Here is a 12855-nt window from a genome sequence, read left to right on the forward strand (position 1 = left end):
TTTGCCGCTCTGGAAAAAGGGCCCGCGGGCCCTTTTTCGTTGCTTGCTGCTTGCTAGCGCGGCGTGATGCTCAAGTCCTTTGGGCACTGAATGGTCAGCGAATGGACCGTATTGGCGACGCGATAAGGCTTGCCTGCCTTGTAGAGCTTCTTTTTCTCGTCATAGCTGCCCGTCGTGTACTGGGTGGAGTAGAGCGTCTGCTGACGGCGATCCGTCTCCTGGTAGCCCTGGGGGCAGGTCTGGTTGGCCTGCTGGAAACAGGCTGCCATGCTGCTGCACTCGATATAGAAGCCGTGCTGGCTGGCATCGGCCAGGTGCACCGGGGTGACGGTGGGCGGCGACAACAGGGCGCAGCCGGACAGCGCCAGTGCGCCCAGCACGATGAGATGTTTTGACATAGATAACCTGAACAGTGTGGTGTGACAAAGAGTGAGGGGGATTCTTTTGCTCCCCCTTCGCTATCGGGGCACCGTTATAACCAAGCCGGCGCTCTCAGACCAGTGCACAAATGTAAGAAAATATGACCCCGCCCTAGGTCAGCGCAGCCAGCAGGGCGTCGCTATCCACCTCGTCCAGCTGCTCTGGCGCCAGGAAACGCTCGGCATAGTCGCGCCAGATACCGCTGCCGACGAACAGGGCAAACAGGGCCGGATCTATGTGCTGCTCGCGCACCATGCTCTGCATGATGGCAAGAGACTGGGCCACTGTTTTACCCGACTTGTAGGGGCGATCGCTGGCGGTCAGCGCCTCGAAGATGTCGGCGATGGCCATGATGCGGGCCGGAATGCTCATCTGCTGCCCCAGCAGCTGGCGCGGGTAGCCCTTGCCGTCCATGCGCTCATGGTGACCGCCGGCGATCTCGGGCACGCTGCGCAGATGGCGCGGGAAGGGGAGCCGTTCCAGCATGCGGATGGTCTGGATGATGTGTTCGTTGATCTTGTAGCGCTCCTCCTCGGTGAGGGTGCCACGGCCTATGGCCAGGTTGTAACGCTCCCCCCGGTTGTAGAGATGGGTGGGCACCTTGACCTTGAAGCCCCAGGAATTGTGCTCATCCAGGCTGTCGTGGGCGGGGCGGGGAATGAGGTGGGCCGCCTTGTCGGCCAGCAGCGGTTCGGCGCAGGGCAGCTGCGTGGCGTGCTCGCTCTGGCGCAGCTTGAGTTCCTCCCGGCTGATGCCGAGTCTGTCATCCAGGGTGCGCAGCCAGGTGCGGCTGGCGATGGCATCCAGTCTGGCCAGTTTCTCCGGTGCCATCCACTCCCCCCCGAGGTTGCACTCGGCGACGAAGGCAAACTCCTCGTCCAGGGTGCTCCAGAGCGGGGCCACCACCTCGCGGGCGGCGTGTCGCCCGGATTCCGACAGGCGGGTCGCCAGCGCCTCGATATAGGCGTCGCGCTTGAGCACCTCGAAGCGGGTGCGGATCTCGTGGATCCGGTCGTAGAGGGTCTCCAGCTTGGTAGCCTTGTCGACCACGAATTCCGGCGTGGTGACCTTGCCACAGTCGTGCAGCCAGCTCGCGATATGGATGGCCTCCCACTCCTCCTCATTGAGCCGGAAATCGGCGAACGGGCCCTGCTGCTGGGCACAGGCCGCCTCGGTCAGCATCCGGGTCAGCTCGGGTACGCGCTGGCAGTGACCCCCTGTGTAGGGGCTCTTGGCATCGATCGCGCCGGCCATCAGCTCGATGAAGGAGTCCAGCAGCTGTTTCTGCTCCTCCAGCAGTCGCTGGTTCTCGATGGCGGAGGCCGAGGTGCCCGCCAGTGCCTCGATCAGACTGATGCGCGAGGCCAACTCGCGGGCAGCGCAGTCGGGCAGGATCAGCAGCAGGCAGCCGATCAGCTCCTGTCTCTGGTTGCGCAGGGGCTCGGCCACCAGCTGGCAGGGGCCGGGGAAGGGGCCCCAGCTCGCCAGATGCTGCTGCCAGCCATGCTCGTCGATAGGCAGGGTGAGCCGCTCGGTCTGGGCCAGTTTGCCGAACAGCGCCTCCTGCCAGGGGACTTGCCCGGCGGGCAGGGCTTGCTGTCGCCAGCTCGCCTGGACGGCCACCATGCTCTTCTCCTGCTCCAGGTAGAGGCAACCCCCCTGGGCCTGCACCGCGGCTATGGTCTCGTGCAGTATGCGGCTGAGCAGGGAGTCGAAGCGGTGCTCGGCCGCCAGTGCCCGCCCCATGTTCATGAAGTTGCCCAGGGTCAGCCGCATGCCGGACATGGTACGGGCCAGATCGTCGATCTCGCGGATCGCCGACTCAGGCGCCCGACTCTCGCCAAAGTCGAAGTGCTGGATCCGCTCCGCCTCCTGGGTCAGTGCCAGCAGCGGTGCGGCGGTGCGGCGGGAGACCAGCCAGATCACCGGCAGCAGCAATAGCAAGCCAGCCACCGTCCAGCCGAGATTGACCAGTGCCTCGTCACGGGCCTGCTGGTAGAGCAGATCGGCCGACACCAGCAGGGCGATATGGAAGGGAGAACCCTCGCCGAGGGGGGCGAGGTTGACCAGCCAGTCGCTGTCATCGGCGGCGGTCAGGGTCAACTCCACCGGGCTGCTCAGCAGAGCGGGCTGGCGGGTGATCTGCTGTTGCAGCCGGGTCAGCACAGGTTGGGACAGCGCCGACAGCATGGGCAGTTGGCTCAGCTGCTCGAAGCTGGGGAGCAGCTTGGGATCGGCGGCCAGCAGGGTGGCGTATTCGTCGAACAGGATCACCTTGCTCTGCGCTGGCAAGCGCAGCTTGCCGATCATGGCCGACAGTCCCTCGACGCTGGCATCCAGCCCGATCACCGCCCGTTTGTCATTGCTCTCCGCCGCCAGTGTCATGCCCGGCTCCTTGGTGGTGAAGAAGAGATAGGGATTGGTCGTGGCGATCCCCGCGTGCCCGCGTGCCTGTTTGTACCAGTCGCGGCTGCGGGGATCAAACTGGTACAGGGGCATGGCCCGGCGCTCGAGCAGGGTTAGCTGCTGATCGAAGTAGAGAAACTCCCCCTTGCCCTGATGCAGGCTCTGCACCAGCAGGGTGCTGGCGGCGGGCACCTTGTCCAGCGGGGCTCTGGCCCGTTCGGTCAGTTTGCGCACCAGGAAAAAGTCGCCATCCTCATAGCCGGCGTAGACGGCGCCATAGCTGGGGCTGTTGGCCAGCACTTCCGCCAGTTGCGGCAGGTAGTCCAGGCGAGCATCCAGGCTGGTCATGGCCGCCAGCTGGCCGCTACGCAGCAGGCTGAGGGACATGCGGGCCGGTCGCTCGTTCAGCTGGAGTGCAAGGGCCAGCTGCTCCCGGTATTGCAGAAAGTTCTGCCGCTCATGCTCCAACCCCTGTCGCGCCCCTTGCTGAAACTGCAGCGCTATGAGGGCGCTGCCCAGCAGGGTAAACAGCAGGATGAAAAGGGTGGCGATATGCACATAGAAGGGTTTACGACCTGGCCTGGCACTTGTCATGGACGCATCCTTGTCACATTGGCGATTGCAGAGATGATCAACCAGCAGTGTGCCAACAGGATGACAAAAAACACAATAACTGATTGAGTGGCATCAGGATATGGCCTCAGATGTGACGGCCCCTGCGGGGCTGCCCTAGGTGGTCACCAGGATATGGCACAGCTTGGGCATGACAACCCCCTGTAAGAAGGTGATGGGCGGAGCTTACAACCAGACGACGAGCGACAGCATGCCAGCGTCTGTGACCGGGGAGGGTAACTGTGTCACTTGACGTTCTGCCAGGGCTGGCCTGGCGCCATCCCGATGCGTGATTCATTCAGGTATCCCGTGCTACATTGCCCCACTTGTTACTGGTCTGTGAATCAATGGAGTGACCCATGTCTGCCATCCCCTATTCCGTACTCGATCTGGTGCCCGTCCCCGAAGGATCCCTGCCCGCCGAGTCATTTCACCGCTCGCGCGAGTTGGCGCAACATGCCGAGCGCTGGGGCTACCAGCGTTATTGGCTGGCCGAGCACCACAACATGCCGGGCATTGCCAGCGCCGCCACCTCTGTGCTGATCGGCCACCTGGCAGGTGCCACCCACACCATGCGGATCGGCGCTGGCGGCATCATGCTGCCGAACCATGCGCCGCTGGTCATTGCCGAGCAGTTTGGCACCCTGGCTTCGCTCTATCCTGACCGCATCGATCTGGGCCTTGGCCGGGCGCCCGGTACCGATCAGCGCACCATGCGGGCGCTGCGGCGCCTGCGTAGCGGCGAGGTGGATGATTTCCCGGCCGATGTGCGCGAGCTAATGAGCTACTTTGGCGACGAGATCGGCGCGGTGCAGGCGGTGCCGGGTCAGGGGCTTCACCTGCCCATCTGGCTGCTGGGCTCCAGCCTTTACAGTGCCCAGCTGGCTGCTGCGATGGGCTTGCCATTCGGCTTTGCCTCCCATTTTGCCCCCGCCTTGCTGTTGCAGGCGCTGGAGATCTACCGCAGCCAGTACCGTCCCTCGGTGCGCTGGCCCAAGCCCTATGCCGTGGTCTGCATCAATATGATTGCTGCCGACAGCGAGCGGGAGGCCCGCTTCCAGTTCACTACCGTGCAGCAGCAGTTCTTGCGTCTCCATCGCGGTGATGCGGGCAAACTGCCCGCGCCGGTCGTCGAACTTGGTGACGAGTGGTCGCCCCGTGAGCTGATGGCGATGGAGCAGACGCTTGCTCGTTCTCTGGTGGGGGATCCGGATCAGGTGTGCCATGGCCTCAAGGCGCTACTGGCAGAGACCCGGGCCGATGAGCTGATGTTCAACGGCCCCATCGTCGAGCATCAGGCACGGCTGCGCTCCTTCGAGATCGCCGCCGAGTTGATGCAGAGCCTGTAAGCCATGACGGGTGCGAATGTCGAGGTGGATGAGGTGTATTGGAACCCCATGGTGCCGGAGCTGTCGGTCACCGATCTGGCTCGCTCTCTGGCGTTCTATCGCGGCTTGTTGGGCTTCTCAGTCCGCTATCGGCGCGATGACCCTCCTTTTGCTTATCTGGAGCAGCAACAGGTACAGCTGATGCTTGAACTGGTTCATCCAGAGGCTTGGCAGGTCGGGGAGCTGGAGGCACCCTTCGGCCGGGGGATCAATTTGCAGATGGAGCTGACCGACATCCAGCCGCTACTCCACCGATTGCAGCGCGCCGGCATTACGCTTTTTCGGCAGCCCACTGAAGCCTGGTATCCGGTGGGAGATATGCTGGCTGGGCAGCGCGAATTTTTGCTGCAGGATCCCGATGGTTATTTGTTACGGTTTGTTCAATATCTGGGGGAACGACCGGCTGACTGACCAGGATCACAATTTAACCTAATGATTTTAAAGGATTGTCAGGTGGATGTCGGCCATCTGTCGTGTCACCTTTCGCGGCGCAAGCCCTATGCTGGCCCTGTCAATTACCACAAGGAGTTCGAGATGATCGTCAGGAAGTTGAGATTGCAACGGGGTTGGTCCCAGGATCAGTTGGCGACGTTGACTGGTTTGAGTGTCCGCACTATTCAGCGGATCGAGCAGGGGCAGCAACCCGGATTGGAATCCCTCAAGGCCCTGGCCTCCGTCTTTGAACTCGATGTGGCTCAACTGGATGGGTCAGAGCAACAGGAGCGCGAGATGCGAGGGAGTGGCACGATGGAAAAAAATGTATTGCAAGTATCGATGGAAGAGCAGGCCGCTATGAAGTATGTGGAGGCGCTCAAGGGTTTCTATTACCATGCTGTTAGCTATTTTTTGGTGATGTGCGGGTTGTTCGTTATTAACTACCTGAGCAATCCGGAGTATATCTGGGTCTGGTGGGCTGCGCTGGGGTGGGGGTTAGGATTGGCATCCCATGGTATCAGTGTGTACCAACCCTTCAAGCTATTTGGCCCTGAGTGGGAGCGAAGCCAGATCGAGAGGCGACTGGGGCGCAAGCTGTAACGTACTCCTCCCATAAAACAGAGAACAGGGCACAAAAAACAGAAAGCCCGGCAGGTTGCCGGGCTTTGTTTCTGGTGCAGGTCTTCATAATCAGAGCCGTGCATACCACCTGATTGCAGCGCCGCCCTAGCTGGCGTGAACCGGGCAGGGGGTGGCGATCAGGGCATCATCTTCGTAGCGCCACAGGGTGAGACTGTTGCCCCAGACGCAGCCGGTATCGAGCGCCTTGATATCCTGCTTGCCGGTGTTGCCCATCAGGGCCGCCCAGTGGCCGAACACCAGGATAGGGTCATCCACGTGGTGTTCACGTTGCTCGAACCAGGGGCGCAGGCCGGGTGTGGACTCTCTAGGACCCTTCTTGCACTTGAACTCGAGCCGGCCGTCGAAATAGCAGAAGCGCATGCGGGTGAAGGTGTTGATGATGTAGCGATAGCGCTCTATCCCCACCAGATCGTCTGTCCAGCCATCGGGCTGATCACCATACATGTTGTGCAACAGCCACTGGTACTGGTCGCCGCGCAGCAAGCTCTCCACTTCGCGGGCGCAGTTGCGGGCGGTGCGGGCGTCCCACGCCGGAGAGATGCCGGCATGCACCATCATGATGGGCAGGTCGGGAGACTCCGCCAGCAGGGGGCGATGGCGCAACCACGTCAGCAGCTCGTCCCGATCCGGGGCTTCCATCAGGGTTTGCAGCTTGTCTTTCTTCTTGAGCGGCGCGACACCATCGGCCACCGCCAGCAGGTGAAGGTCGTGGTTGCCGAGCACGGTGACGGCGCGGCTTCCCAGCGACTTGACGAAGCGCAGTGTGTTGAGGGAATCCGGGCCGCGGGCGACCAGGTCGCCGCAGAGCCAGAGCACGTCGTTGCCGGGATCGAACTTTGCGAGATCCAGCAGACGGCGCAAGTCGTCGTGGCAGCCTTGGATATCGCCAACAAAACAGTTCGCCATGAAACCTCAGTTAATAATGTGGGGGACGGCCAGGGTAAAAGGCGCTATGGGCGCCTCGAACGGTTGCCCTGACGCATCTTGCAGGGTATAGCTCCCTTCCATCACCCCAACGGGGGTGCCGAGCGGCACGCCGCTCTGATAGCGAAAGGTCTCCCCTTCCGCAATCAGGGGCTGCTCCCCGACGACGCCTGGGCCTTCGACTTCCAGCATCTTGCCATTGGCATCCGTGATGAGCCAGCGCCGGTGCAGTAGCTGCGCCGGGCCGGGCCCCAGGTTCTCAATTTCGATCAGATAGTGGAACTGGTAAGGGTCTTGGGTATCCGCCACATAACTGGGGTATGGGCGGATCACTATGTGCGGGTGTGCCACGGGATCAGGCCTGTTGCTGATCCGCCAGCCAGTTGGCGATCATGACGAACTGCTCCAGGGAGAGATTCTCCGGGCGCAGGTTGCCATCGATCCCAAGCTCGGTCAGCTGGGCGTCGGTAATGAAGTTGGAGAAGCTGTTGCGGATGGTCTTGCGACGCTGGCCAAAGCCCTCGGTACAGACGCGGCTCAGGCAACGAATGTCTTTGGCGACTATGGTCGGGTTTTTGTGCGGCATCAGGCGCACTACGGCAGAGTCGACCTTGGGGGCGGGTTTGAAGGCGCCCGGGCCCACTTCCAGCACTGGCACAACCTGACAGTAGTACTGAACCATGACGCTCAGGCGGCCATAGGCTTTGCTGCCAGGACCGGCACACATCCGCAATACCACTTCTTTTTGCAGCATGAAGTGCATGTCTTCTACCCGGTCGGCGAACTCGCACAGGTGGAAGATCAGCGGCGTGGAGATGTTATAGGGCAGGTTGCCGAAGATGCGCAGCGGCCCCTTGCCTTCACCCATCAGGGTGCCGAAGTCGAAGCGCATGGCGTCGGCCTCGATCACGGTCAGCTTGTCCTTGAGGGTCGGATGCTCACGCAGGCGCGCGGCCAGATCCCGGTCAAGCTCGACCACGGTCATCTTGTCCATCTGGGAGGCGACCGGTTCGGTCAGCGCGGCCAGACCCGGACCTATCTCCACCAGGTTCTGCCCCGGTTGCGGGTTGATGGCGGCCACTATCTGATCGATCACATAGCGGTCGTGCAAGAAGTTCTGACCGAAACGCTTACGGGCCGTGTGGCCCATGTGCACCTTGTTGCTCTGCACCTTACTGCTCATATCTTTTTTTCTCTACCATCTTGATGGCGTGGTTAATCGCGGTGATCAGACTGCCAGGATCCGCCAGGCCCTTGCCTGCGAGATCCAGCGCAGTGCCGTGATCCACCGAAGTGCGGATGAAAGGAAGTCCAAGGGTGATATTGACCGAACTGCCAAAGCCCTTGTATTTGAGCACGGGCAGTCCCTGGTCGTGGTACATGGCGAGTACCGCATCCGCATCCTTGAGGTATTTGTCCTGGAACAGGGTATCGGCTGGCAGAGGGCCGACCAGATCGATCCCCTCCTGGCGCAAGCCGGCCAGGGCGGGTTCGATCACGTCAATCTCTTCACGGCCGAGATGGCCCCCTTCCCCGGCGTGGGGATTGAGGCCGCAGACGTAAATTCGGGGGTTGGCGATGCCAAACTTGGTTTTGAGATCCGCATCCAGGATGCGGATCACCTTGCCGAGCCGATCTTCGGTGATCGCCATCGCCACGTAGGCCAGCGGGATATGAGTGGTTGCCAGCGCCACCCGCAAGCCTTCCGTCGCCAGCAGCATCACCACATCGGCGGTGTCAGACTGCTGGGCGAAGAATTCGGTGTGACCACTGAACGAGACTCCCGCCTGGTTGATGATCCCCTTGTGTACCGGGCCGGTCACCACGGCGGAAAACTCGCCGCTGAGGTTGCCGTCACAGGCGCGCTGCAGGGTCGCCAGCACATAGGCGCCGTTGCCCTCATCGAGTTCACCCGCTGCCACGGGGGCACCCAGGGCCACAGGACAGAGGGTCAGGGTACCTGCTCGCTGCGGCTGGGCAGGGGTGTTGGCATCATAGGGATTCAGTTCGATGGGCAGCCCCAGCAGGGCGGCCCGTTCGAGCATCAGGGCAGGATCGGCAATCACCACCAGCTGGTGGGGCCAATCCTGCTGGGCTATCTGCAGCACCAAGTCCGGGCCTATCCCGGCCGGTTCACCCGGCGTGACGGCGAGACGACGACAGCTCATCAGCTGCTGGCGCCTTCGATCTGGATGTAGGCCTCGTCACGCAGCTCGTCCAGCCAGGCTTGGGACTCTTCGGTGAAGCGACGGTTGTAGATCAGCTGATAGGCGCGCTGTTCCTGGGCCTTGTTGGTGGCATCCTGGCTGCGACGCTCTTCCAGCTGGACTATGTGCCAGCCGTGGGTGGTGCGGAAGGGGGCGCTCAGCTCACCCGGTTGGAGGCGGTTGACCATGTCGCGGAATTCCGGCACGTAGACATTGGGATCAGACCAGCCCAGCTCGCCGCCCTGCACCGCAGAGCCCGGATCTTCAGAGTGCTTCTCCGCCAGACTGGCGAAGCTGGCCTTGCCGCTCTTGATGTCGTGCAGTATGCCGTCCAGCATGCCCTTGGCCTTCTCTTCGCTCAAGATGATGGAGGGCTTGATCAGGATGTGGCGGGCGCGCACTTCGGTCTGTAAGACCTGCTGCTGACCCTTGGTATCGAATACCTTGATGATGTGCAGACCGGCGCCTGAGCGCAGCGGACCTACTATGTCATCCTTCTTGGCACCCTGTACCGCTTCGGCCATCAGGGTCGGCATCTCTTGCGGGCTCATCCAGCCCCAGTCACCCCCTTCCAGCGCCTTGGGACCATTGCTCTCGGCAATGGCCAGCTTGCGGAAGTCAGCCCCCTGCTTGAGGGCGGCCAGGATGCGTTCAATCTTGCTCTTGGCGGCGTTGAGCTGCTCGGCGCTCGGGTTGTCCGGCAGGGCAATCTGGATATGGCCGACATGGTACTGCTGTTGCTGCTGGCCCTGCTTGGCGAGGATGTCCACCACCTGCTTGACCTCCTGCTCCGAGATGTTGATGCGGCGGCGCACCTGGTTGCGGCGCACCTCGTTCATCAGTATCTCGCGGCGCACCTCTTCCCGGTACTGGGCATAGGTCAGCCCTTCGCGGGCCAGCTGGGCACGCAGCTGCTCTACCGTCATCTGGTTGTCGGCGGCTATGCTCTGGATGGCTTGTTCCAGCTGGGTGTCGCTGATCTTGAGGCCCTGACGATCCGCCAGTTGCAGCTGCAGGCTCTCCTGGATCAGGCGATCCAGTGCCTGCTTGCGCAGGGTGGCATCGTCAGGCAGGGATTGACCGCTCTCCTGGGCCGAGCTCTTCACTTTCTGTACCAGGGCTTCCTGCTGGCTGGCCAGAACCACGTCCTTGTTGACCACGGCAAGCACCTTGTCCAGCAGCTCGGGGGCGGCGAAGGCACCCTGGCTCATGGCTCCGAACAGGCCTGCAGTCAGCAGGGAAATCAACGTCTTCTTCATATCCATCTCTCAAGGCGTTTGCCAGACCGTTACTGGTCTCGCAGGTTAAACGGACGAATGTAAGGCAGTGCTTCGGTGTCCAGGGAGGTGCCCTTGCTACCGGTACCCACGCTACCCAATCCTTTCATTTCAAACTGAATGCCGAAGCTGCGTTCGGCTGTCGAAGTATTGCTCACGTTATCTGGCGTATTGACCCACTCCAGATTGAAGTTGATGCTCCAGCAGCAGGAGTCATATTTCAGACCCACCTTGCGATCAGATTTCACGTTCTGATTGAGCTCTTTGTAGTAGCCACCGTAAAGGCGCCACTGCTCATTGAGCGGAGTGGTCAACAACAAACCGATCTGGTTGAGGTCGGTGATCTCATTATTCGTGTTTGGGACAATGTTGGCATCGCGCACAAAGCGATGGTTCAGCTGGCTGATCAGCTTCTCATGGCGATACTCGATGGCGCTGTTGGCGGAGCTGATCTGGCTCTGGTCCATATCATATTGCGCACCGGCATGGGCAAACCACTGTTCGTTGATCTTGGCATCCCCCTCGAGCGAGAGCGGGGAGCGGGTGTTGGTGGTCAGGGATTCGCTGGAGTAGAGCTTGACCCTGGGCGCAACAAAATCGAAAGCTTGGGCAACGGCCAGCCGAATTCGTTCATCGCCCGCATCATCGTATATCCGGTTGGTGACACCGACCGACACGCGATTTGAGTCGCTGATGCGATCCAGACCGGCGTAGCGGCGGTCGCTGAACAGGCTGTAGTAGTCCTGACGCATGGTGGTGGAGTCGTAGACACCTATGTTGTCCTGATTTTTGTAGGGCACATAGAGGTACTGGAACTCAGGCTCCAGGGTCTGGTTGGCATCGCCGCCAAACCAGCTCTGGTTGCGCTCGAAGGTCATGCCGCCCTTGAGGCGGAAGGAGGGCAGGGTCCGACTGATGATGCCTTCGTCCAGCGTGACGTTTTCTTGTCTGCCTGTTCCTGTGTTAGCGCCTTTGGAACTGGGATCAAATCTGTCACGGAAGGCCTGGCTCATGTTGTCAGGCACTTCCTGATCGTAACGGGTGTACATCAACCTGTACTGGCTGTCGAGGTAGTAGCCCGCCTCGTTGATCAGCGGTATGGTCAGGGTCGGGGCCGTGTAGACCCGGGTGCCGGTATAGGCCTCCCCCAGGTTTTGCGCGGAGGACTGGGTGTTGTTGTAACCAAACCGGGTCACTTCGTTATTCCAGGCCAGATCATACCAGCTGCCCTGATGGTAGTAGTTGTGATCGATACGTGGCATCAGCTCGTGGGGCTGCTGGGCACTGGCCAGCAGGATCTGGTAGGTCCGCACCTCGGTGTTGATGTTCCAGCTGGGCTGGAAGTAGCCAGCCATCAGGGATTGCTGCAACTGGTTCTCGACCCAGGTACCCACCTTGGGGGAGAAGTCGTTGAAGTAGTTGTAATCCCGATCCCGGACCTTGGTGTAGTCGATCGTTGCTCGCATGGCATTATCGGCAAACATAGAGGTGTGACGTGCATTGAGCAGATAGCGATGCCCGTCAGACAGCTTTTGATTCAGGCTGGGTGTTTCATCATATTGTTTGTCGTCTGCCAGATTCTCGAAATAGAGGCTGCCCACATGGGCCGGATCCGGCATGTAGCGGAACTCGACCTGCGCCATCAGGCCCCGTCTGTCCATGAAACGGGAGGTGATGGTGGCATCGTAGTTGGGCGCTATGTTCCAGTAAAACGGTTGGGTGATGTCCATGCCGTTCTTGGAACTTTGGGTAAAACCCGGGTAGAGCAGACCGGTTTTACGCTCATCCTTGATGGGGAAGTTGATATACGGGAAGTAGAACACCGGATAGTCATAGAGCCAGAGGCTGGCGTTCCAGGCTTCCCCGAACACCTCTGTCTGGTCTATGTCGATGCTGCCCGCTTTCAGGGTCCATACTTCCTGGCCCGGTGGGCAGGTGGTGTACTGGGCACCTTCCAGAGTGATGTTCTGGTTGTTGTTGGTCATGGTGACCCGCTCGGCGGAGCCGCGTACCGGTGAGCCATGGACCTGATACTTGCCCTCTTCCAGCTCGGAATTCTTGGTATCCAGGTTGGATTTCAGGGTCTTGTCACTGGTGACTGTGATCTGGCCATCGTTGTAATAGATGTTGCCGATGGCGATGACATCCCGGCTCTTCTGATCGAGCTCGGCATAATCCGAGTCAAATTTGCGCACCCCCTGGCGGAGCTTGACATCCCCCTGATAGATGGCGGTGCCGCCCTGTTTAGCCTCGAGCCGATTGGCATCCACTTCGACCAGTTGGGCGTTGGCATCCTGCCCGGGGGCCAGTTTTTCTACCTTGGGTACATAGTCATAGCAGAGCCCGTCCAGGATCCCGGTGGCGGGAGGCGGCGTCATCGGTGCTGCCTGTACTCTGGCCGGGGTCAGGGCTGGAACAAGGCTGATGGTCAGGGCGATGTGAAATGAGTACCCCAGTGTCCATTTTGTCATGTGAAAGACTCGCGCAATCCGTGGTAGCTACGGCTGATTCAAGACATGCATTTTACGACAGGATTCATCGAGT

At 60.8% G+C, this 12855-nt stretch carries 11 protein-coding genes; 3 read left to right on the plus strand and 8 right to left on the minus strand.

Translation table 11 applies throughout. The annotated features are described in order from the left end of the window. Window positions 1-53 precede the first annotated feature (53 nt). Together GWQ22_RS01775 and GWQ22_RS01780 are read right to left on the minus strand one after the other, a co-directional pair. The gene (locus tag GWQ22_RS01775; RefSeq protein ID WP_042035112.1) at window positions 54-398 is read right to left on the minus strand and encodes a hypothetical protein; all 345 of its coding nucleotides are present in this window, start codon (window positions 396-398) and stop codon (window positions 54-56) included. 133 nt (window positions 399-531) lie between these two features. Next, window positions 532-3504 carry an HD domain-containing phosphohydrolase gene (locus GWQ22_RS01780; RefSeq protein WP_275929327.1) on the minus strand — a complete coding sequence of 991 codons (2973 nt, stop codon included), beginning with the start codon at window positions 3502-3504 and terminating at the stop codon, window positions 532-534. 293 nt (window positions 3505-3797) lie between these two features. Here GWQ22_RS01780 and GWQ22_RS01785 point away from each other — a divergent pair, with 293 nt between their 5' ends. From GWQ22_RS01785 to GWQ22_RS01795, 3 genes are all read left to right on the plus strand, one after another. After that, window positions 3798-4787 (plus strand): MsnO8 family LLM class oxidoreductase, encoded by a 990-nt coding sequence (locus tag GWQ22_RS01785; RefSeq protein WP_275929296.1) that lies wholly within the window; start codon window positions 3798-3800, stop codon window positions 4785-4787. A 3-nt stretch (window positions 4788-4790) separates the two neighbouring features. Next, window positions 4791-5237, plus strand: coding sequence for a VOC family protein (locus GWQ22_RS01790; RefSeq protein ID WP_275929297.1), 447 nt, complete (start codon window positions 4791-4793; stop codon window positions 5235-5237). 123 nt (window positions 5238-5360) lie between these two features. Further along, window positions 5361-5861 carry a 2TM domain-containing protein gene (locus tag GWQ22_RS01795; protein WP_275929328.1) on the plus strand — a complete coding sequence of 167 codons (501 nt, stop codon included), beginning with the start codon at window positions 5361-5363 and terminating at the stop codon, window positions 5859-5861. Between the two features lie 126 nt (window positions 5862-5987). Here GWQ22_RS01795 and GWQ22_RS01800 read toward each other — a convergent pair whose 3' ends face one another. Genes GWQ22_RS01800 through lptD form a run of 6 tightly spaced genes read right to left on the minus strand, consistent with a single transcriptional unit; the run spans window position 5988 to window position 12782 of the window. Then, window positions 5988-6809: a symmetrical bis(5'-nucleosyl)-tetraphosphatase gene (locus GWQ22_RS01800; RefSeq protein ID WP_042035092.1), complete on the minus strand. Its 822-nt coding sequence runs from the start codon at window positions 6807-6809 to the stop codon at window positions 5988-5990. 6 nt (window positions 6810-6815) lie between these two features. Then, on the minus strand, window positions 6816-7178 hold the full coding sequence (gene apaG, locus GWQ22_RS01805; RefSeq protein WP_275929298.1) for a Co2+/Mg2+ efflux protein ApaG: 363 nt from the start codon (window positions 7176-7178) through the stop codon (window positions 6816-6818). Window positions 7179-7182: 4 nt separating this feature from the next. Further along, window positions 7183-8010 carry a 16S rRNA (adenine(1518)-N(6)/adenine(1519)-N(6))-dimethyltransferase RsmA gene (gene rsmA, locus GWQ22_RS01810; protein WP_042018489.1) on the minus strand — a complete coding sequence of 276 codons (828 nt, stop codon included), beginning with the start codon at window positions 8008-8010 and terminating at the stop codon, window positions 7183-7185. Continuing rightward, window positions 8000-8995 carry a 4-hydroxythreonine-4-phosphate dehydrogenase PdxA gene (gene pdxA, locus GWQ22_RS01815; RefSeq protein WP_042035090.1) on the minus strand — a complete coding sequence of 332 codons (996 nt, stop codon included), beginning with the start codon at window positions 8993-8995 and terminating at the stop codon, window positions 8000-8002. The genes rsmA and pdxA overlap by 11 nt, the downstream gene beginning before the upstream one ends. Further along, on the minus strand, window positions 8995-10293 hold the full coding sequence (surA, locus tag GWQ22_RS01820; protein ID WP_212514805.1) for a peptidylprolyl isomerase SurA: 1299 nt from the start codon (window positions 10291-10293) through the stop codon (window positions 8995-8997). Before surA ends, pdxA begins: the two co-directional genes overlap by 1 nt. Window positions 10294-10322: 29 nt before the next feature. Next, window positions 10323-12782, minus strand: coding sequence for an LPS assembly protein LptD (lptD, locus tag GWQ22_RS01825; RefSeq protein ID WP_275929299.1), 2460 nt, complete (start codon window positions 12780-12782; stop codon window positions 10323-10325). Between the last annotated feature and the right edge of the window lie 73 nt (window positions 12783-12855).

The sequence above is a fragment of the Aeromonas sp. 1HA1 genome (genome assembly GCF_029237385.1).
In the GTDB taxonomy this organism is placed as follows: domain Bacteria; phylum Pseudomonadota; class Gammaproteobacteria; order Enterobacterales; family Aeromonadaceae; genus Aeromonas; species Aeromonas popoffii.